Origin of the sequence: Pseudomonas canadensis, assembly GCF_000503215.1 — a bacterium.
Taxonomy (GTDB): Bacteria; Pseudomonadota; Gammaproteobacteria; order Pseudomonadales; family Pseudomonadaceae; genus Aquipseudomonas; species Aquipseudomonas canadensis.
This window is the reverse complement of record NZ_AYTD01000015.1, coordinates 1-19,109: the sequence shown is the minus strand read 5'-3', so window position 1 is coordinate 19,109 and position 19,109 is coordinate 1. Positions and strand designations below refer to the sequence as shown.

Here is a 19,109-nt window from a genome sequence, read left to right as displayed (position 1 = left end):
CCGGGTCATGACTGAAAGTCGGGATGTGTGCCGATGTACTCCACCATCCAGTTGAGGAAGGCTTTCACCTTGGGAATCTCGCCGGCATGTTCGGCATGGGCGATGAAGTGCGCGCCGCTGCTGGGCATCGCGTAGTTCCACGGAATCATCAGGCTACCCTGCGCCAGTTCATCCGCCACCAGATACTGCGGCACCAGCGCTACGCCATAGCCCGACTGTGCCGCGCGGATGCACATGTAGAACGTGTCGAAACGCGGGCCGTGGTAGCTGTTTTGCGAGTGCAGGCCCTGCTCCAGGAACCATTCGTGCCAGGCTTCCGGACGCGAGGTGCATTGCAGCAAGGTGTGGCGCGACGACGCATCGCTGCCTTCGGCGACGAATCCTGGCGCACACACCGGCACTACCGCCTCACGGAACAGCTCGATGCAGGTTGCGCCTGGCCATGAGCCTTGGCCGAAGAAAAACGCGATATCGGCCTTGGCCTGCAATACGTCGAAAGGCTCCAGCTCGTTGCGCACGTCCAGATGGATATTCGGATGTTTCGCCGCGAAATCCTTGAGTTTGGGCACCAGCCAGCGGTCACCGAAGGTGGGCTGGGTGGCGATGCGCAGCACTTCAGTCTCGCCGCCGTAGGTGAGGATGTAGCGGCTGGAGATGTCCACCTGAGTGAGGATCTTGTGCACCTCGGCAAGGTACAGCGAGCCCGCCGGCGACAGGTACAGGCGCTGACGCACCCGTTCGAACAGATTGTGGCAAAGCATCTCTTCCAGCTGCGCCACCTGCTTGCTCACCGCACTCTGGGTCAGGTGCAGCTCTTCGGCGGCGCGAGTGAAACTCAAATGGCGGGCGGCGGCTTCGAAGCATTGCAGGGCGGTCATCGATGGGGTCAAGCGTTTTGAAATCATGCAGTTCATTCCAAATCGGAAGGAGCCTTTGCCTAAAGGTCGTTTGTGGCAGTAGCGCAAAGCCGTTGATACTGCCCCGCAGCACTATAAACCGGCGCGGGCTGTGGGGCGCCGAATAATAAGGAATGACAGGGAGCGCCTTGCATGAACCCATTCAAAACCACCTTGGCCGCCATCGGCGCCACCGCCGTTTTCGGTTTGGCGAGCACCGCCCAGGCGGGCACGACCTTGGACGCCATCCAGAAAAAAGGTTTTATCCAATGCGGCGTCAGTGACGGACTGCCGGGTTTCGGCGTACCGGACAGCAAGGGCAAGATGACCGGTATCGATGTGGACGTGTGCCACGCGGTGGCGGCGGCGGTTTTTGGCGATGCATCAAAAGTGAAGTTCACCCAGTTGACCGCCAAGGAGCGCTTCACTGCGCTGCAATCCGGTGAAATCGACCTGATCTCACGCAACACCACCTGGACCAGTTCCCGTGATTCGGGCATGGGCCTGGTGTTCACCGGCGTCACCTACTACGACGGCATTGGCTTTCTGGTGAACAATAAACTGGGCGTCACCGCTGCCAAGCAACTGGACGGCGCCACGGTGTGCATCCAGGCCGGCACCACCACCGAGTTGAATGTCTCGGACTACTTCCGCACCCATGGCATGAAGTACACGCCGATTACCTTCGACACCGCCGACGAAAGCGCCAAGGGCCTGGAAGCCGGGCGTTGCGACGTGCTGACCACCGATCAGTCGGGCCTGTACGCCCAGCGCATCAAGATGGCTCACCCGGACGAGTTCGTGGTGTTGCCGGAAGTGATCTCCAAGGAACCACTGGGTCCATTGGTGCGCAAGGGGGATGACGAGTGGTTCAGCATCGTCAAATGGACCCTGTTCGCGATGCTCAACGCCGAGGAAATGGGCATCACCTCGCAGAACGTCGAGGAGCAGGCCAAAACCACCAAGAATCCGGATGTCGCGCGGTTGCTGGGGACGGACGGCGAATACGGTAAGGATTTGAAGCTGCGCAAGGATTGGGTAGTGCAGATCGTCAAGCAAGTGGGTAACTACGGCGAAGTGTTTGAACGCAATATTGGCCAGGGCAGCGTGTTGAAGATCAAGCGCGGGCTCAACGCGCTGTGGAACAACGGTGGCATCCAGTACGCACCGCCGGTTCGCTGAGACGCTGGGGTGTTATTCGGACACCCCATCCTTCCCCGCCGCTTTGGCGCGATACAACGCCTGATCGGCGCGCGCTATCAAGGCGGCGGGGGGCTCATTCGTTTGACGCTCGGCCACGCCCAGGCTCAGGGTGACCTTGAAGTCATCCCGGTGCGGGCTGTTCTTCAACTTCAGACGCACACTCGCCGCCATTGTTTTTGCGATTTCCACCGAGGTTTTGGGCAGGATCAGCACAAACTCATCGCCACCCCATCGAGCCAGCAGGTCACCTGGGCGAATACAGCTTTGCAGGCATTCAACCACCTGCACCAGCGTTTGATCGCCCACACCGTGACCGTATCGATCATTGATCGACTTGAAATCATCGATGTCCATGGCGATCAGCGCCAGCGGCAGGCGAAAGCGCTGGGCGCGGTCGCACTCTTCCAGCAACACTTTTTCCAGGCGGTAGCGATTGGCGACCAGAGTCAAGGCATCCCTTTCGGCCAGGGCGCGGTTTTCATCCAACTGCAGTTGCAACTGTTGATTGACCCGTGACAGCTCGCGGGTGCGTTCGGCCACCAGCGCTTCAAGGGATTGATTGCGCCGTTCCAACTGTTCGACGGAGCATTTCCTTAGATGAATATCGCGGTGGGCGCCCACCATGCGCGCCACCGAGCCATCCTCATTGCGCGCAATCACGTAGCCGCGGTCTTCGATCCACAGGTAGCTGTCATCTTTTTTGCGGCAACGGTACTCGGCCTGGTAGTGAGGGGCGCGACGGTGGATGTAGTCGTCGAACCGTTTCATCACCTGGGGGTAGTCATCCGGGTGGATCACGTTCTCCCAGGTGAATACGCTGTTCTCCAGTGCGTGGCGATGATAGCCAAGCATTTCGTACCAGCCGGGGTTGCGGTAGACGAACCCGGTATTGGCGTTCCAATCCCAGATTCCATCGCTGACCAGCTCCAGGACGGTGTGCAGCATGTCGGCGTTGAAGTGAGAGAAATCCTGCTTTAACGGATTGTTGTCGGAGGTCTCGTTCATCTGCGCGTTTCCTTGCGTAGGCAGGCATCTGAAGCCCGCCATTGTTGTCGCCGATACTCCGTGGCTGAGGCTACTGTACAACGAGGTCTGGAGGCTTTGAATAGGGCAGATGTACGGCTTACGATTGATGGCTATAGGCTATTAATTTGGGGCCGCCATCCTCGTCGGCACCTTCCCATCCGCGTTGTGCTGGTAAATCGTTTCTGGCTGGCCCTGATCATTGAAAAATACCTGGCCGATACCCGCCGAATTCCATAACCGTTCGCCCGCTTCGGCATGCTCGGGAATATGTGGCACCACCTGCATGGTGCGGCGGCGCGTGAACCAGTTGAGGGGCGAGCGGGGCGAGTAGAGCCAGCGGTTGAGGCGGTCGAACCACTCCAGTAATCGTGGTGGGAATTCGTTCTTGATACCGCTGCTGGTGATCTGCCAGATCCTGGGGCCGGCGTTGCGATGGCGGATCAGCACTTCGTAGACGAACGAGTAGTGCACGTCACCGGAGAGGATCACGTAGTTACCCGGCGTGCGCGAGTGGCGGAAGATATTGAGGATCACCTGGGCGGCGCCACGATGGGCCATCCAGTTTTCCGCATCGACGAGCAAGGGGTGGCCGCACCAGCTGAAGACTTTCTGCACCGTCTCGATCAGCTTGACGCCAAAGATCGGCGCGGGTGAGACGATGATGGCCGAGGGGTGGTCCAGCAGTTCCTGTTGCAGCTCGCTCAAGGCTTCCCAGTCCAGCAGGCCGGAAGGTTGCTTGAGCGTGAATTCGCTGCGCCAGCGGCGGGTGCGGGTGTCGAGCACCACCAGGGCCGGCGTGGTAGGCAATACGTAATGCCAGCGTTGAAATTCCAGCAGTGTTTCGAGCAGTTCATCCTGCGCGGTGGCGTCAAGATGGTTGGCTTGTGGTTGAGCAGTGAGCGCTTGGGTCTGGTTGATCAGTTCCCCAAATGCATCCGGTTGGTTGCCCCAACCTTGGCATAGCAGGTAGGCCAACAGGGCGTTGCCGATGATGCGCTTTGAAAAGGGATGGCCGTAGGCGGTTTCTTCCCACTGGGCACTGAGGTTCCAGTCATCGGTGATGTCGTGATCATCAAAGATCATCAAGGTGGATAGGTGCGCAAAGACCCGCGCGACGCCTGGCAGGCCGTCGCGGAATCGCTCTATCTGGGTCTGTTCACGGGCGTAACGCTGCTGTCGTTCTGCATTCAGATGCGGAGGTTGAGGCGCAATCAGCGTCCAGGGCGTCGGCGACCACACCAGCAAGTACATTGCGATGACTTCGGCGAAGGTCACCAGGTGGTTGTCGGCGGTGCTGCTGGTAAAGATTGGTTTTTTCACACCGCCAAAGAAGCGTTCGCGCAGGGTTTTGTTGCTGTCCAACGCCGGCAGCAAGTCGGCGCGATGGTAATAACTGGCGCTATGTCCATAGAGGCTGGCGCTGTCATCTACCACAGCGCCCTCCAGGTATTCATCGAACAAACCCAGGCGTGCAATCAATGCATGGATTGCCCGCAGCATCGGCCCAGCGACATCGTCGGCATAGACTTGGTCGCCGCTCATCATCAACAGCGCCGGGCGGTCGGCAGGCGTTTGGGCATCGGCCAACAGGCGATCGACACACAAAAGACCCTCGTCGGCGGTGTGATGGGGTTTGCGGCATGAGCCGTGAACCAATTGATGAATGCGGCTGTGCAGCACAAAGCTCGGTAACTGGGCGTTGGCGTACAGCAGGTGCGGTGCCCAGTCGGCGATGCCGGTGTTGTCGAACAGCAGGTCGTAGCTGATCTCCACGTCCAGGGGCAGTGCGTTGTCCAGTGTCACATCGATCAGGTGGATAAAGGCATGGCGCCCCACGGGTACGACCTGACAGTGGTCAAGGGGGACCTCCAGGATTCGTGAGGGCAGATGTAGCCTCAGGGTCAATACCAGCGCTTGACTCCCCACCAGCCACACCACCAGGCGCCGTGGTTCGAGGCGTCGCAGCAGCGGTCCAGCCAGTACGGCGGGCAGTGTGTGGGTGAGCGGCATGCAGGCAAGATTTCCAGACTGGATTGAACCCGCGAGATTAATCCAGTGAATGTCATGATTTTGTTAAGGGAAAGTACGAAGGGCCGTGCACTGCCCTTCGTCTAATGCGGTTTACAGCAGATTGCCTCCACCGAGGCTATCTAGCCCACCTCCGGTTTTACGGCGCCGATCATTGGCGGCCGAGCCTTCAGGATCAGCGGCGCTCTGTTGCGTATGTGTTGCTTCAATGCTGCGCTTCCTGCGCTGGGGCTCTGCATCATCCTGCTGCAGGGGAGGGTATTGAAAGCTGCCCAGTGAGTGATTGATTGCGCTAAGCATGAATGTTTCCTTCTTGTGAGTAGACGGTTACTTCGCCTGTTGGAGCGAAGTGAGGCCAAACTTATAGAGGACGAAACGGGTCAGCTATAAACGCGCTGCTGCAAGATATGACCAGGAGGTGGCTGGCGCTTTCAGAAGTCATCCGAGGCGCTGTTCGCGCAACTGTCTAGGCCGGGAGAGGTAGCGCCTTGCTTGCCCTCCCGCACAAACGCCGCGCGATTGTCCGCCACCACATTACGCAACGCACTGTAATAATCCGGCAGTTTCTGCAGGCTGTCGGTGAGCGGCAACAATGACGCCCGTGTATCGACCGTACCGCCGACCAGGCTGAGGGTGCCCAAAGTCTGCACCGTGTCGCTGTCCCCCAGTGGCGAAACCAGGAAACTCAAGACCTTGCCCGCAGCGTCCCGGCTGTTGCTGGTGCCCAGCAATGGCAACTCGACAATGGGGCCGTTACCCATGCCCCACACGCCGAATGTCTGGCCGAAGTCAGCTGTGTGGCGCGGGATGCCCAGGCTATCTGACACATCAAACAGCCCCACCACGCCTACCGTCGTGTTCACTGCGAAACGCCCCAGGGTATTGACCGAGCGTCGCGGGTTGCCTTGCAGCAGATCGTTGATAAACACCTTTGGCTCGCTGAAGTTGCTCGCGAAGTTATGCACACCCTGCTGGAAAAAATCCGGTAGGTAACGGTAGCCGCGGGCTACGGGAGCCAGTGCGTAGTCGTCCACCGCACGGTTGAATGCAAACACCCCGCGGTTGACCGGTTCCGCCGGGTCATACACCGGGTAGTTCACCTGTGCGCACTGCGTGGCGGGCGTTACGGGCGCCGGGCTCGCACAGCCCGTCAGGTAGGACACAGTCAGCAACAGCACGGCCTGGCGGGCCAGATGTTGGGGGTAGGTTAGCGAGCGCATGGGGGACGGTCTCCGCAAAAAGGAAGCCGATGCTGGCACTGCCGTCTTGCGCAAAGATGTCTGGTTTATTGCGCCGGTGACGCTTTATTGCACGGTTGAAATATATGACGAGCCGCGCCGAATGGTTTTAGATGGCACCTTGTCCCAGCCCAGTGAAGACCGTCGGTGAGCAACCTGTTGATCGTGGACGATGACCTTGAAGTCCTCGCCCTGCTGAAGAAATTTTTCCTGCAACACGGCTATGCGGTCGAGACCGTGGCCAGTGGCATCGAGCTGTGGGCGGCCATGGAGCGCCAGCCCGCCGACCTGATCATCCTCGACCTGATGCTCCCCGGCGACAACGGCCTGCTGCTGTGCCAGCGCCTGCGCCAGCAATACGCCACGCCAGTGATCATGCTCACCGCTATGGGTGAACTCAGCGACCGTGTGGTGGGCCTGGAAATGGGCGCCGATGATTACCTGAGCAAGCCTTTCGACGCGCGTGAATTGCTGGCCCGAGTGCGCGCGGTGTTGCGCCGGGCGGGGGAGAGCCGGCCGCCCTTGGGCGATGCCGCGCGCCCGCTGATCCGTTTTGCCGGCTGGCAACTGGACCTCACGCGCCGCGAATTGCGCTCGCCGGATCAGGTGATGATCCCATTGTCATCCGGCGAGTTCGACCTGCTGCTGGTGTTTGTCGAACACCCCCAACGGGTGCTCAGTCGCGAGCAATTGCTGAACCTGGCGCGTGGCCACAGTCATGATGCATTCGACCGCAGCGTTGACGTGCAAGTGAGCCGCCTGCGCCGCAAGCTGGAATTCGATACCAAGCGCCCGGCGATGATTCGCACGGTGCGCAACGGTGGCTACCAATTCACCGCCAGTGTGACCCGCTCATGAGGCGCCCACGCGATACTGTGGCGCGCTGGATCGCCCTGACCATTCTGATTGCGATGTTGACTGCATTGGCGTTCAACGCTTTGTTTGTGCAAATGGCAGGTGTGTGGGCGCGACCACCGCTGACTGAAATCGGATTGTTGGAAAGGATCGCCGTCGTCGTGCGCGTGGTCGAGGCCTCCGACCCGTCGCAACGTCCACGTCTGGCCCAAGCGGTAGGTGACGAAACGTTCAGGGTGACCTGGGCCGCGCAGCGCCAGGCATTGGGGTTACCCGTTCTGGCCGACCCTGATTTCCACTCGGGCGAGCAGGTGTTCAAGCACCTGCTCCAAGGGCCACCTCGTCCGATGGAGGCGTATGAGCCGTCTGACTGGCCCGGCGGCAACGGCCGCTATGCGCTGCTGGTGCAATTGGCTGACCGCTCCTGGCTGATGTTCAGCGCGCCGTCGCGCAGTTGGGGTTTGGACGATGGTGCACGCAGCCTGATCGTGGTGTTGCTGGTGCTGATATCGACCGCGCTGGTCACCCTGGTCGCGACCCGCCGCCTGGCCCGCCCTCTGCAGCACTTCACTCAGGGCGCGCGGCGCTTTGGTGCCGACTTTCGGGCACCGCCCATCGAGCCGGTCGGCCCGCACGAAATCCGCCAGGCGATCCTCGCTTTCAACAGCATGCAGGCGCAGTTGCGGCATTTCATCCAGGACCGCACCCAAATGCTCGCGGCCATTTCCCACGACTTGCGCGCGCCGTTGACCCGCCTGCGCCTGCGTGGTGAGTTCATCGAGGATGTTGATCAACAGCAAAAGCTGTTTCGCGATGTGGATGAAATGCAGGCCATGATCAACACCGCGCTGGAATTCTTCCGCGACGATGCCCGCCTGGAACAAGCCACCCAACTGGACCTCGCGGAATTGCTGCAAACCCTGATCGACGACTACCGCGACCAGGCCATTGACCTGACCTTTCGCGGCCCGCCGCGCCTGGTGTACTTCGGCCGACCGTTGGGCCTCAAGCGCGTGATGACCAACCTGATGGACAACGCGATTCACTACGGCACCGCGCCGGAGATCGAATTGCAGCAAAAAAATGGAGAGGTGGTGGTTCGCGTACTGGATCGCGGGCCAGGCATTCCCGTTGAGCATCGTGAGCAGGTGTTCCTGCCGTTCTATCGCCTTGAAGGGTCACGCAACAAAAGCACGGGCGGTGTCGGCTTGGGACTCTCCACCGCTCGGGCGATTGTGTTGGAACATGGCGGCACCTTGACCCTGGCCGAGCGCCAGGGTGGGGGGGTGGAGGCGGTGGTGGTGTTACCTGTTTAACCCAAGGTCCGTCAGGTATGCGAGTCGTCAATCACCTTCGGCACTGTGAACCGGAACTCACTGCCGCGCCCCACCTCACTCTCGGCAACGATCTTGCCGCCATGGGCCTGGACGATGCCTTGCGTGATGTACAGTCCCAGCCCGCTGCCGGTCGGGTTGTTTTCTGTTTGCGTCCAGTAGCGATCGAACACGTGAGGCAGTTGCTCCGGTGCAATACCTTCGCCGGAGTCGCGCACCGAGAACACGATTTCTTCGCCATTGCTCATGGCGCTGATACCGATATTGCCCTGGCGCGGGGTGAACTTGATGGCATTGCCGATCAGGTTCGACAGCACCTGGAACAGACGCTCCGGGTCGGCATTGATTTGCAGGCCCGGTTCGGCGTTGAACGACAGATCGATGCCTTTCTCCATCGCCAGGGGGGCCAGCAACGAGTAGGCCTCGTCGAAAATCTGGCTCACATCCAGGATCACTGGCCGCACCACGTAACGCCCGGCCTCGATTTTCGAGGTGTCGAGCAAGTCTTCCAGCAACACATTCATGCGCCCGGCGGCCTGTTGCATGGTGTCGATGGCCGAGGAAATCCGCCGCGAAGTGTGGGGGCCATCTGAACTGAAGGCCTTCTGCATCATGCCGCACAGCATGGAGATCACTGTCATCGGGTTGCGCAGGTCATGGGACACCACCGCCACCAGTTCGTCGCGGGCGCGCACGGCTTGTTGTTCGCGCAGCACCTGGCGCGCCAGGTCGTTTTCCAGGGCCGAGCGGCGCAGGTCATTGGCTGCAAAGTGGTCGCCATGGCTCCACTTGGTGGAGATGCCGGCCATCTCCACCTTCCAGATTTCAAACGAGGTGCGTGGGCGAAGGCGCAAGCCGGCGTCGGAGTTTTCCAGGTCCAGCGGTTTTTTCGGATCGCCGCTCCAGTTGATGTTCTCCTTCACCTCCGGGCGGAACCACAGCACGCCGTTATCCACAGGCTTGGGCAGGCTCATGGCTAGCACCCCACTGGCTACCTGCTGAAACTCGGCGGCCGGCGGGTACACCGACGACAGGTTATGGCTGGAGAACACCGGCTCGCCACCCTCTTGCAGCCACTTGTGCAAAGCACGGATCTGCGCCGGCTCCGGGCAGTTTCCGTAGCGGTGCAGTTGCTTGTCTTCGATGATCGCCACGCCGCCGGACAGGGTCAGGTCCATCAGCAACTGACCTTGCTGGGCCAGGCCGTCGAACACGTTTGCTTCCGAGCGCTTCATCGCCTGATCCAGTAAGGCCAGGGCCTCGACTTTCTCTTCACGCTGACGGCTCAGGTCCAGGGCTTCCATGGCGCTGATCTGCAACGACAACACCTGGCCGATGGTTTGGCAGGCCGTACGCAGGTCATTAGGCACCAGCAACGGCTCACGGTTGCCGCAACTAATCAGGCCCCACAGCCTGTCGCCCTTCATCAGCGAGATACTCATGGACGACAACACGCCCATGTTCTGCATGTACTGGCAATGAATCGGCGACACGCTGCGCAGTGTGGCGAAGCTCAAGTCCAACGGCTGGCCGGTGTCCGGGCGCAGCTTGGGCAGCAGTGGCACGGGCTCGTAGGCCGCGTTCGGGATGATGCGTAGCCAATTGGTGCGATACAGCTCGCGGGCTTGCTCCGGGATGTCGGACGCAGGGAAGAACAGCCCGTTGAACAGCTCCATGGACGGCGCCGACGCTTCGGCGATCACTTGGCCATGGCCTTCGTCTTCGAAGCGATAGATGAGTACCCGGTCGTACCCGGTCATGGCCTGGATTTCATTCACGCTGATTTCGTACAGCGCTTGCAGGGTTTTCGCCGACTGCAAGCGCTGCAGCATTTTGCCCAGGTCACTGGTGCGACCATTCAGCGCCCGCGGGCGGAAATCCTTGAGCAGCGGTTCGAACTCCAGCACCAGCACATTTTGATGGCGATGCAGCAGACCTTCGAATTCCGCGCCGTTGAATGTGACATGCAAAGGGGGGGCATCGAAGAACGTATGGTTTTCGGCCATGACGGCAACCGCCTTGGCGTGCTCCGCGCCTACCAACGTGTGCAGTGGCTGGCCCAGCAGCGCCTCGGGGGCATGGCCGAACAAAATGCCGATGTTGGCGCTGACCTGGATGATGTTCAGGTCCGGCTCCGACAACGTCAGCAGCACACCGTGGGGCTGGATCGCTCCAGGAAAACGGATGGGCTCGTCGGCACAGTTGGCAAGCAGCTCTTCAAAATCTTCGGGTTTCATAGCAGTACCTCCTGGCTGTCGAGCCAATGCTCAAAGCAGCTGAATGTTGATCGGGCAGCGTCTACTGCGCGCTGCCTGGCTGGCGCGTCCAGTGGCTGGACGCCCAGGTAGTCGAGAAAATCTTTCCAGCGCCGACCGGTTTCGGCTCCGTACACATTGAGAAATGCACCACCGTTGTCGGCGTTTACGTTCAGGCGCTGAGTCATTTCCCGACGCAATACCTGGCCGCCCAGGGTCGCGCCTTCCAGTACATACAGAGCACCGAGGCAGGCGGCGGGGGTATTGAAGGTTGGTAGTTCAGTACAACGGGGCAGGGTGTTGATGGCCGGGGCATCCAGGCCCAACGCATTGAGATCGCACACCAACGTGGGTGTTTTCACACGCAGCGCTGTGTCGAATCCATCTGGGATCAAGCCACTGTCATACAGGGCGGACTCCGTCGGCTGATAAAACCCGTAGTACGCCTCGAGCAAGCGCACGTACCAATCGGCATCCAGTCGTTCTGAGAAAAACGGCAGGCGCTTTTCCAGCGCCACATGCAACAGGGCCGTGCCTGTGCGCAACGCTTCCAGCAATGAGGGCGCACCAACGTCATGGGCCTGTGAATGCATTCAATGAGCTCGAACTGTGGGCCTCTCGGCCATGAATGACGCGTCGAAATGGGCGACGATTCTACACACCTCAAAGCCTTCATCTGTACGCACAAGGCGAAAAGGCTGACCAGCGGATCAGAAAAGTCGCTCCTTGCCTCATTAATGACCGCAGGGCTTGTCGCGAAGTTCGGTTTCAGTGATGTCGTGATGCTATTAATGCATGGACAACCCCTGTTGGGTCAGGGCAGTTTTCACGCATTCAATCAGGTGTTCTCTGCTCCACGGCTTGGGCAGAAAGCGCACGGATCCCCCCAACTGAGCCGCCAGCCTGGTATTACCCGACGTCAGCACCACCGGCACGCTCGGCCAACGATGGGCGACTACCCGACTCAAGTCATAACCATTGAGCAACCCCGGCATCTGGATATCACTGACAATCAAGTCCACCGGGTCATCGCCCCGTTCCAGGTAAATCATCCCTTCATCCGCCGAAGGAAACGACGTCACCAGCGCGCCGAAATCCTCCAGTACATCCACCATCAATGATCGAATGATCTCGTCGTCTTCCAGCACTAAAATCGATGGCTGAGCCATGATCCTTACTCCACCATCAGGGTTCATAGAGGTGGAGTAGAACACGTCTATATAGGTTCGATTGGATATCTATGGGGCGATGGATGGTCGTTTTAGAGGCACTATCCGGTAAAGTGCGGGGCTTGCTTCTACGTGCTCAAGGATTGACATGTTTATTCGTAACCCTATGGTTCCAGAACTGATCGTTACGACCCTCAGTGCCAGTCTGGATTTCTGGGTGCACAAGTTGGGTTTCACCCTGGCTTACCAGCGCGTTGAGGAAGGCTTTGCATACCTCGACCTGAATGGCGCGCAAATCATGCTGGAGCAATACGACCCCAACGCCGGGCAATGGTTGACCGCATCTTTGGATCGACCTTTCGGACGAGGTATCAACCTGCAGATCGACGTACCCGTCGTCGCGCCGATTTTGCAACGTTTGGCCCTTGTTGACTGGCCGCTATTCAAGGATGTTGAGCAAGCCTGGTACCGCGCGGGCGATGTAGAGGCCGGGCAGCGCCAGTTCATTGTGCAAGACCCGGACGGTTACCTGGTACGCCTGGTTGAACGGCTGGGGGAAAGGCCTTTAGTACCGGCATAATTACCTCGACCTTTGTCGCCGCAACGCTTGAAATGGAGTCCCCATGAAGTACCGCGCTTTGATGACCCTCGCCCTGATTCTCACCACAAGCCCTGCCTTCGCAGCCGGCGACGCCGAGGCCGGTGGCAAGCTCTTCACCAAGACCTGCGGCGGTTGCCACAGCATCGGTGAAGGTGCGCGAGGTGGGTTCGGGCCAGAACTCAACGGCATCATCGGCCGACCCGCCGGGACCACCACGGACTACCAGTATTCCGACGCGATGAAAAACTCCGGCGTGGTCTGGACCCGGGACAAACTCGCTGCCTACATCGAGGCACCGAAGAAGGTGGTGAGTGGCACGCGGATGATCTTCTGGGGCATTAGTGATCAGGAGAAAATCGAAAACATCCTGGCGTACCTGGAAACCTTCCAGCCTAAGTGATCATTCGCGCACTCTCATACAGCCCTCGGGTCAGCCCTTACCGGCGTTGAAACTCTTAGGAGTGTTGTTCGGCCAAGGTCTTCAACTGGATTGCCAAGGTCAACCAGACGGTGGCGAGCGCGGGGTTCAATCGGTTTCCTCAATTGGATATACAGGCGGATCCTGGCAAGAAACTCATCGTGTTCAGCTCGGCGAGAAGCCAGGGCAATGGGACTTACTACAGCTGCGGGCCAGTGATGAGCACGTTCAGCCCGCAGAAGGCCAAGGTGTATTGGGTGGAGTTCCAGTTCCGGCTTAACAGCGTGTGCGCTGCAGGTGTTTGATATTACGGATCCGGGGAATCGGTGTTGATCGGGGGGGCGGGGACTGAGGTGAAGGAGGGGTGATGGTGGGCGTTGGCCTCCGTTTGCGTGGCAAAGGCTGGGCGAATACCACACCGTTGAAGGTGTGGGTGTAGCCATCGCAAACGGGGTTCATCTGCTCGGGCGTCAGCTGTGGATTGACCTTTTGCAGCAGGCCCGCTTCGTCGACACATAAGCCGCTGTAATAGCTATTTTCATCCAATACTACGTAGTCCCGCTTGTCGCTTTCATGTAGCGCAACCATCCAGAACACAGGATCCGGACGATCCAGACGGGCGTTGGCTTCGCTGAAAACGTTATCCCATTGATGACCGACTTTGGATAAGAGGAAGCGGAATAGCGGGGTGTAATCAAGCCCGTGCTGATGATGGCTGTGCATTGAGCCACGGGTTGATAGTGCGCGCTGTGCCTTTTTGCTGTGGCGTTCGTATCGGTAAGCGCTGCAACTCCCGTGGCGTACGCCATGGGTTCGGGTGTTGACTGAGCGGTAGAGGAGGGGCTTCTGCAGTACAGGTCTCATTGCATCAAAACTCCTTGTTAGGTTGCTTGGGAGGTGGTGGCCAGGCGCCTTGGTAGCGGAAGGAGATTTGATAATCGAAGTGGTCGGGTTCAATCATGTGTTGGAAGTAAGGTTGAATAATCGCTAGCCACTTAGGCAATACGTTGAATACATCTGCATATATCGCAGTTTCTTCAGCTAAATCCAACGCTTCAAAAACACCGTCTGAATCTTCGATGTCCGCTGAGTACTCATGCGCTTTCAAGTCATTGCTGTGCTTTTCGTACCATCGTAATTTGATTTTCATCACCATTTTCCGAGTTCCTCGTTATCTGTAGATTCGACGTTTCGGGTCCGCCGGGCCTCGACGTTCGGCGGTGTAAGGGTCAAACGCGCCAAGGTGTTCTAGATCACTGTTCCGATAGACTTCCAGCTCGCCTTTCTTGGAATCCCATTCAAATATCTTTCTTCCTTTTGCGTCTATCCAGCGTTCACGTAAGCCTGCTCCACCTCTTCTTGGTGTCACAGGTTTTTGCGGAATCAGACCTGGGAAGCCTGTTATGTTTTCGATTTCGGGCGCAGGGAAGTAATCATGGTCTGGGTTTTTGAGCCCTTTCCTTGGATTATTGATTACCACATACAGCGGCCGAACCCCCGACTCCACCGGGAACACCAGAATAAAATCCCGATACTCCGGCGGGTAAATCGGGTTCACCAGAATCTGCGCCGCCTTCTCCGTCGGCGGATAAATCCAGATCACCGGCGCTTGCGGCGCAGCCTCCAACGCCGGAATACCTAACGTGTCACCTGGATCAACGGCAGGTGTCCAGATCAGCTCCACACCCTCACCCAGATCCGCCACAAACTGATCGCCACGGCTTTGAAACTGCACCACATCAATCATCTGCCAGTCAGGGTTATTGCCTGTGTAAAACCCATACCCCTTGAGCGTGCCGTCCTCCCTTTGTTCGACATGCAGCCGCATCTGCGAACGCGCCCGCTGCATCGAGCGCAATTGCGCTTCGCTGTAGAGCGCGCTATCGCCCAATTCCGACGGCCAAGCCAGAGCCACCAAACCTGTCAACAATCCACCAGCAGCGGACACGACGGCAGTGGCCGCCGACTCCAGAACCGCCGAACGCAATGCCAATTGCCCCAACCCAGCAGGCAAAGCGCTACCACTGATCTTGCGTAAGACAACCGTCCCCCGGCTGTCCACTTCACGCCCACCCAACAGGCTTAAATGGCTGTACTCCTTGATCAACTCCAGTGGGACATAACCGGCGGGGTTGAAGTAATGAGTGATGCCGTCAGGCAGTTGGCAGGGTTTGATAAAGACGCAGCCGGGAGGTTTGGCTATCGCGGGTGGCGGGGCAGGGGATGCCTCGAAGTAATCAACAGACGGCGAATAAGGCGCACGCGATGGTTGCGGGGTCAGGATCCGTCGCTTGCTTAACTCTTCTTCTGTGGGTGGGTAAAAGCGTTCTGACATGTCGGCTCACTTCCTTGTGGGAGAGAGTGAGCGTACGAGGGGTAGTTAAAACCTTATGTCGGCATCAATCGGTGATTGATGTGGGAAAAGTGGACTGACGCTTGAGTGAAGGCGTCTGTTTCTGCAGGTTGATCAGGTCAGCAGGTGCTTGGAAATCAACCGTGAAATTTCGACAATCGAGGTCCTCCCAGTAAATTCGAATTTCACCTTGCCCAGCGAAGAAAAGTAAATCTCCAACTCCGAGTCCAGATCAAACGTCCCGGACGTCTCCACCGAATAAGCGACGATGTTCTTGTACGGCAGCGACGTGAAGTCCTTCTTGCTGCCGGTAATCCCTTGCACATTCACCGCGATAATCCGCTTGGTGGTAAACACCACCCCATCACGCATGGCCTTGTACGCATCCACCACTTCTTCACCGTCCAGCAGCAGGTCGGCGACGCGTTCGGCGTATTCGTTGTTTTGCTTGAGTTTGAAGAAACCGTTGTTGTTGAAATCGATCATGGGCCTGCCTCTTGGGTGTATGCCGTTTTGCTCGCGGATCTGTATCTAACACGGGCATTTTGAACGCCCTACCATGGCGGCCAACCTTACAACCTTGGCCAGATGTTTCAAAAACGGAGCCCCATCATGCCTGAACTCTCCAATTGGCTGGCCTATGCGCTGATATCACTCGGCATGGTGCTCACACCCGGCCCGAATATGATCTACCTCATTTCCCGCTCGATCTGCCAAGGGCGCACGGCCGGATTGATCTCACTGGGCGGCGTGGCGTTGGGGTTTCTGGTTTATATGCTGTGCGCGGCGCTGGGGATCACGGCGTTGGTGATGGCGGTGCCGTTTGCCTACGACGCGCTGCGCTTCGGCGGGGCGATGTACCTGGCGTATATGGCTTGGCAGGCGATCCGGCCGGGTGGGCGTTCACCCTTTCAGGTGCGGGACCTGCCCAAGGACAGTCCGCGCAAGCTGTTCACCATGGGCCTGGTCACCAACCTGCTGAACCCCAAGGTGGCGGTGATGTATTTGTCATTGCTGCCCCAATTCATCGACCCGAACGGTCATGGCAGTGTGCTGGTGCAATCGCTGGTGCTGGGTTTTACGCAGATTTTTATCAGCGTGAGCGTCAATGCGGTGATTGCCTCCATGGCGGGATCCATCGCGGTGTTTTTCGTCACCCGACCGGGGTGGCAGGTGGTGCAGCGTTGGTTGATGGGGTCGGTGTTGATGGGGTTGGCGGTGCGGATGGCGGTGGAAGGGCGGCGGTAAGTTGTTCTTTATAGGACGGCTTTCAGATAGTCCTTGAGTGCGCTGAGCGGGGCATTGAGTTCATTCAGTGTCGACGCTTGGCGCACATCCACCGCCAGCCGTTGCAGTTCGCGACCCAGCACAGTATCGGCGCCGCCCAGGGAGTCTAGCGCCAACTTCAGGCATTCATTGAGCTTCAACTGAATCCCAGCCAAATCCCCCTGCCGCACCAACAACCCAAACACTTCGCGGTCATACCCCTCCATCACCGGATCATCCCGTAAAACCGTGCTGCCGCCTTCCGTCTCGTGCACCAGCTTCAGTGCAAAGAGCGCAGCCGCTTCCAGCGTCAATTCCATGGTCTCGGTTCCTCGGCGTCTTTGGGGATAGTAGGGGAGGGCGATGATCCCTGTTCCGTGGCGGAAAAAAAAGACCTGGGGCTACTACTATGCGTAGGCAGGCAACTGGAATGCTTATGGCGCGCCGCGGAACTTCATGACGCGTTTCAAGCTCACCTTCTGACCGTGCTGCCCGGAGATGTTGTACAGGCCTCGGACATTTTCAGAGTGGCAACCTGAGCTCTTCGGTAAGTAAAAAAGAATTTCCATGCAGGGGTTGACCACGAATTTTAAAGCTGTATTATTCGCCTCCCGCTGACGAGAGATCGGAAGCGCAAGTGGTTGAAGTTGTTGAAGAAATCTTCGAAAGCTTCTAAAAATAATCACTTGACAGCAAATGAGGCTGCTGTAGAATGCGCGCCTCGGTTGAGATGAAAGATCTTAACCAACCGCTCTTTAACAACTGAATCAAGCAATTCGTGTGGGTGCTTGTGGAGTCAGACTGATAGTCAACAAGATTATCAGCATCACAAGTTACTCCGCGAGAAATCAAAGATGTAACCAACGATTGCTGAGCCAAGTTTAGGGTTTCTTAAAAACCCAAAGATGTTTGAACTGAAGAGTTTGATCATGGCTCAGATTGAACGCTGGCGGCAGGCCTAACACATGCAAGTCGAGCGGTAGAGAGAAGCTTGCTTCTCTTGAGAGCGGCGGACGGGTGAGTAATGCCTAGGAATCTGCCTGGTAGTGGGGGATAACGTTCGGAAACGAACGCTAATACCGCATACGTCCTACGGGAGAAAGCAGGGGACCTTCGGGCCTTGCGCTATCAGATGAGCCTAGGTCGGATTAGCTAGTTGGTGAGGTAATGGCTCACCAAGGCGACGATCCGTAACTGGTCTGAGAGGATGATCAGTCACACTGGAACTGAGACACGGTCCAGACTCCTACGGGAGGCAGCAGTGGGGAATATTGGACAATGGGCGAAAGCCTGATCCAGCCATGCCGCGTGTGTGAAGAAGGTCTTCGGATTGTAAAGCACTTTAAGTTGGGAGGAAGGGCATTAACCTAATACGTTAGTGTTTTGACGTTACCGACAGAATAAGCACCGGCTAACTCTGTGCCAGCAGCCGCGGTAATACAGAGGGTGCAAGCGTTAATCGGAATTACTGGGCGTAAAGCGCGCGTAGGTGGTTTGTTAAGTTGGATGTGAAATCCCCGGGCTCAACCTGGGAACTGCATTCAAAACTGACTGACTAGAGTATGGTAGAGGGTGGTGGAATTTCCTGTGTAGCGGTGAAATGCGTAGATATAGGAAGGAACACCAGTGGCGAAGGCGACCACCTGGACTAATACTGACACTGAGGTGCGAAAGCGTGGGGAGCAAACAGGATTAGATACCCTGGTAGTCCACGCCGTAAACGATGTCAACTAGCCGTTGGAAGCCTTGAGCTTTTAGTGGCGCAGCTAACGCATTAAGTTGACCGCCTGGGGAGTACGGCCGCAAGGTTAAAACTCAAATGAATTGACGGGGGCCCGCACAAGCGGTGGAGCATGTGGTTTAATTCGAAGCAACGCGAAGAACCTTACCAGGCCTTGACATCCAATGAACTTTCTAGAGATAGATTGGTGCCTTCGGGAACATTGAGACAGGTGCTGCATGGCTGTCGTCAGCTCGTGTCGTGAGATGTTGGGTTAAGTCCCGTAACGAGCGCAACCCTTGTCCTTAGTTACCAGCACGTAATGGTGGGCACTCTAAGGAGACTGCCGGTGACAAACCGGAGGAAGGTGGGGATGACGTCAAGTCATCATGGCCCTTACGGCCTGGGCTACACACGTGCTACAATGGTCGGTACAGAGGGTTGCCAAGCCGCGAGGTGGAGCTAATCCCATAAAACCGATCGTAGTCCGGATCGCAGTCTGCAACTCGACTGCGTGAAGTCGGAATCGCTAGTAATCGCGAATCAGAATGTCGCGGTGAATACGTTCCCGGGCCTTGTACACACCGCCCGTCACACCATGGGAGTGGGTTGCACCAGAAGTAGCTAGTCTAACCTTCGGGAGGACGGTTACCACGGTGTGATTCATGACTGGGGTGAAGTCGTAACAAGGTAGCCGTAGGGGAACCTGCGGCTGGATCACCTCCTTAATCGACGACATCAGCTGCT

The 19,109-nt window shown here is 57.9% G+C and carries 19 protein-coding genes and 1 rRNA gene; 7 read left to right on the top strand and 13 right to left on the bottom strand.

Annotated features, from left to right (window positions below):
- Positions 1 to 5 precede the first annotated feature (5 nt).
- Entirely contained in the window at positions 6 to 905 is a 900-nt protein-coding gene (locus tag U367_RS0116745; RefSeq protein ID WP_032864356.1) for a LysR substrate-binding domain-containing protein, read from the bottom strand.
- 144 nt (positions 906 to 1,049) lie between these two features.
- Between U367_RS0116745 and U367_RS0116740 the strand changes: the two genes are divergently transcribed.
- Positions 1,050 to 2,078: an amino acid ABC transporter substrate-binding protein gene (locus U367_RS0116740; RefSeq protein ID WP_028617874.1), complete on the top strand. Its 1,029-nt coding sequence runs from the start codon at positions 1,050 to 1,052 to the stop codon at positions 2,076 to 2,078.
- A 12-nt stretch (positions 2,079 to 2,090) separates the two neighbouring features.
- Here the strand turns inward: U367_RS0116740 and U367_RS0116735 are convergent, their stop codons facing one another.
- The 4 genes from U367_RS0116735 to U367_RS0116720 all read right to left on the bottom strand — a co-directional run bounded on the left by U367_RS0116735 (position 2,091) and on the right by U367_RS0116720 (position 6,373).
- Entirely contained in the window at positions 2,091 to 3,104 is a 1,014-nt protein-coding gene (locus U367_RS0116735) for a sensor domain-containing diguanylate cyclase (protein ID WP_028617873.1), read from the bottom strand.
- 141 nt (positions 3,105 to 3,245) lie between these two features.
- Positions 3,246 to 5,135 carry an alkaline phosphatase D family protein gene (locus tag U367_RS0116730; protein ID WP_028617872.1) on the bottom strand — a complete coding sequence of 630 codons (1,890 nt, stop codon included), beginning with the start codon at positions 5,133 to 5,135 and terminating at the stop codon, positions 3,246 to 3,248.
- A 111-nt stretch (positions 5,136 to 5,246) separates the two neighbouring features.
- Positions 5,247 to 5,453, bottom strand: a complete 207-nt coding sequence (locus tag U367_RS0116725; protein WP_028617871.1) for a hypothetical protein — start codon at positions 5,451 to 5,453, stop codon at positions 5,247 to 5,249.
- A gap of 131 nt (positions 5,454 to 5,584) precedes the next feature.
- Positions 5,585 to 6,373 (bottom strand): MlaA family lipoprotein, encoded by a 789-nt coding sequence (locus tag U367_RS0116720; RefSeq protein WP_028617870.1) that lies wholly within the window; start codon positions 6,371 to 6,373, stop codon positions 5,585 to 5,587.
- 165 nt (positions 6,374 to 6,538) lie between these two features.
- Between U367_RS0116720 and U367_RS0116710 the strand changes: the two genes are divergently transcribed.
- Together U367_RS0116710 and U367_RS0116705 are read left to right on the top strand one after the other, a co-directional pair.
- Positions 6,539 to 7,249: a response regulator gene (locus U367_RS0116710; RefSeq protein ID WP_028617869.1), complete on the top strand. Its 711-nt coding sequence runs from the start codon at positions 6,539 to 6,541 to the stop codon at positions 7,247 to 7,249.
- The gene (locus U367_RS0116705; RefSeq protein WP_028617868.1) at positions 7,246 to 8,562 is read left to right on the top strand and encodes a sensor histidine kinase; all 1,317 of its coding nucleotides are present in this window, start codon (positions 7,246 to 7,248) and stop codon (positions 8,560 to 8,562) included. The genes U367_RS0116710 and U367_RS0116705 overlap by 4 nt, the downstream gene beginning before the upstream one ends.
- Before the next feature lie 11 nt (positions 8,563 to 8,573).
- On the opposite strand, the gene U367_RS0116700 is transcribed toward U367_RS0116705, so the two are convergent.
- The 3 genes from U367_RS0116700 to U367_RS0116690 all read right to left on the bottom strand — a co-directional run bounded on the left by U367_RS0116700 (position 8,574) and on the right by U367_RS0116690 (position 12,004).
- A complete protein-coding gene (locus tag U367_RS0116700) occupies positions 8,574 to 10,817 on the bottom strand; it encodes an ATP-binding protein (RefSeq protein ID WP_028617867.1) in 2,244 nt (747 codons plus the stop codon).
- A complete protein-coding gene (locus tag U367_RS0116695; RefSeq protein ID WP_028617866.1) occupies positions 10,814 to 11,428 on the bottom strand; it encodes a biliverdin-producing heme oxygenase in 615 nt (204 codons plus the stop codon). The genes U367_RS0116700 and U367_RS0116695 overlap by 4 nt, the downstream gene beginning before the upstream one ends.
- Before the next feature lie 195 nt (positions 11,429 to 11,623).
- Positions 11,624 to 12,004 (bottom strand): response regulator, encoded by a 381-nt coding sequence (locus U367_RS0116690; protein WP_028617865.1) that lies wholly within the window; start codon positions 12,002 to 12,004, stop codon positions 11,624 to 11,626.
- 148 nt (positions 12,005 to 12,152) lie between these two features.
- On the opposite strand from U367_RS0116690, the gene U367_RS0116685 reads away from it, so the two are divergent.
- Both U367_RS0116685 and U367_RS0116680 read left to right on the top strand, forming a co-directional pair.
- Positions 12,153 to 12,584, top strand: coding sequence for a bleomycin resistance protein (locus U367_RS0116685; protein WP_028617864.1), 432 nt, complete (start codon positions 12,153 to 12,155; stop codon positions 12,582 to 12,584).
- A 43-nt stretch (positions 12,585 to 12,627) separates the two neighbouring features.
- Positions 12,628 to 13,005: a c-type cytochrome gene (locus U367_RS0116680; RefSeq protein ID WP_028617863.1), complete on the top strand. Its 378-nt coding sequence runs from the start codon at positions 12,628 to 12,630 to the stop codon at positions 13,003 to 13,005.
- A 294-nt stretch (positions 13,006 to 13,299) separates the two neighbouring features.
- Here U367_RS0116680 and U367_RS1000000130975 read toward each other — a convergent pair whose 3' ends face one another.
- From U367_RS1000000130975 to U367_RS0116660, 4 genes are all read right to left on the bottom strand, one after another.
- Positions 13,300 to 13,887, bottom strand: a complete 588-nt coding sequence (locus tag U367_RS1000000130975) for a hypothetical protein (protein ID WP_317135398.1) — start codon at positions 13,885 to 13,887, stop codon at positions 13,300 to 13,302.
- A gap of 4 nt (positions 13,888 to 13,891) precedes the next feature.
- On the bottom strand, positions 13,892 to 14,179 hold the full coding sequence (locus U367_RS0116670) for a colicin E3-like toxin immunity protein (RefSeq protein ID WP_028617861.1): 288 nt from the start codon (positions 14,177 to 14,179) through the stop codon (positions 13,892 to 13,894).
- Between the two features lie 15 nt (positions 14,180 to 14,194).
- A complete protein-coding gene (locus U367_RS0116665) occupies positions 14,195 to 15,358 on the bottom strand; it encodes an S-type pyocin domain-containing protein (protein WP_028617860.1) in 1,164 nt (387 codons plus the stop codon).
- A gap of 132 nt (positions 15,359 to 15,490) precedes the next feature.
- Positions 15,491 to 15,862, bottom strand: coding sequence for a PH domain-containing protein (locus U367_RS0116660; RefSeq protein WP_028617859.1), 372 nt, complete (start codon positions 15,860 to 15,862; stop codon positions 15,491 to 15,493).
- A gap of 126 nt (positions 15,863 to 15,988) precedes the next feature.
- Between U367_RS0116660 and U367_RS0116655 the strand changes: the two genes are divergently transcribed.
- A complete protein-coding gene (locus tag U367_RS0116655) occupies positions 15,989 to 16,624 on the top strand; it encodes a LysE family translocator (RefSeq protein ID WP_028617858.1) in 636 nt (211 codons plus the stop codon).
- 8 nt (positions 16,625 to 16,632) lie between these two features.
- Here U367_RS0116655 and U367_RS0116650 read toward each other — a convergent pair whose 3' ends face one another.
- Positions 16,633 to 16,962 (bottom strand): hypothetical protein, encoded by a 330-nt coding sequence (locus U367_RS0116650; protein ID WP_028617857.1) that lies wholly within the window; start codon positions 16,960 to 16,962, stop codon positions 16,633 to 16,635.
- A gap of 591 nt (positions 16,963 to 17,553) precedes the next feature.
- On the opposite strand from U367_RS0116650, the gene U367_RS0116645 reads away from it, so the two are divergent.
- Positions 17,554 to 19,090, top strand: a 16S ribosomal RNA gene (locus U367_RS0116645).
- The last annotated feature ends 19 nt before the right edge of the window (positions 19,091 to 19,109 follow it).

Excerpts from the sequence above, each read along its gene's own strand:
- U367_RS0116745 (WP_032864356.1), bottom strand. The coding sequence starts at position 905 with ATGATTTCAAAACGCTTGACCCCATCGATGACCGCCCTGCAATGCTTC.
- U367_RS0116740 (WP_028617874.1), top strand. The coding sequence starts at position 1,050 with ATGAACCCATTCAAAACCACCTTGGCCGCCATCGGCGCCACCGCCGTT.
- U367_RS0116735 (WP_028617873.1), bottom strand. The coding sequence starts at position 3,104 with ATGAACGAGACCTCCGACAACAATCCGTTAAAGCAGGATTTCTCTCAC.
- U367_RS0116730 (WP_028617872.1), bottom strand. The coding sequence starts at position 5,135 with ATGCCGCTCACCCACACACTGCCCGCCGTACTGGCTGGACCGCTGCTG.
- U367_RS0116725 (WP_028617871.1), bottom strand. The coding sequence starts at position 5,453 with ATGCTTAGCGCAATCAATCACTCACTGGGCAGCTTTCAATACCCTCCC.
- U367_RS0116720 (WP_028617870.1), bottom strand. The coding sequence starts at position 6,373 with ATGCGCTCGCTAACCTACCCCCAACATCTGGCCCGCCAGGCCGTGCTG.
- U367_RS0116705 (WP_028617868.1), top strand. The coding sequence starts at position 7,246 with ATGAGGCGCCCACGCGATACTGTGGCGCGCTGGATCGCCCTGACCATT.
- U367_RS0116700 (WP_028617867.1), bottom strand. The coding sequence starts at position 10,817 with ATGAAACCCGAAGATTTTGAAGAGCTGCTTGCCAACTGTGCCGACGAG.
- U367_RS0116695 (WP_028617866.1), bottom strand. The coding sequence starts at position 11,428 with ATGCATTCACAGGCCCATGACGTTGGTGCGCCCTCATTGCTGGAAGCG.
- U367_RS0116690 (WP_028617865.1), bottom strand. The coding sequence starts at position 12,004 with ATGGCTCAGCCATCGATTTTAGTGCTGGAAGACGACGAGATCATTCGA.
- U367_RS0116685 (WP_028617864.1), top strand. The coding sequence starts at position 12,153 with ATGTTTATTCGTAACCCTATGGTTCCAGAACTGATCGTTACGACCCTC.
- U367_RS0116680 (WP_028617863.1), top strand. The coding sequence starts at position 12,628 with ATGAAGTACCGCGCTTTGATGACCCTCGCCCTGATTCTCACCACAAGC.
- U367_RS1000000130975 (WP_317135398.1), bottom strand. The coding sequence starts at position 13,887 with ATGAGACCTGTACTGCAGAAGCCCCTCCTCTACCGCTCAGTCAACACC.
- U367_RS0116670 (WP_028617861.1), bottom strand. The coding sequence starts at position 14,179 with ATGGTGATGAAAATCAAATTACGATGGTACGAAAAGCACAGCAATGAC.
- U367_RS0116665 (WP_028617860.1), bottom strand. The coding sequence starts at position 15,358 with ATGTCAGAACGCTTTTACCCACCCACAGAAGAAGAGTTAAGCAAGCGA.
- U367_RS0116660 (WP_028617859.1), bottom strand. The coding sequence starts at position 15,862 with ATGATCGATTTCAACAACAACGGTTTCTTCAAACTCAAGCAAAACAAC.
- U367_RS0116655 (WP_028617858.1), top strand. The coding sequence starts at position 15,989 with ATGCCTGAACTCTCCAATTGGCTGGCCTATGCGCTGATATCACTCGGC.
- U367_RS0116650 (WP_028617857.1), bottom strand. The coding sequence starts at position 16,962 with ATGGAATTGACGCTGGAAGCGGCTGCGCTCTTTGCACTGAAGCTGGTG.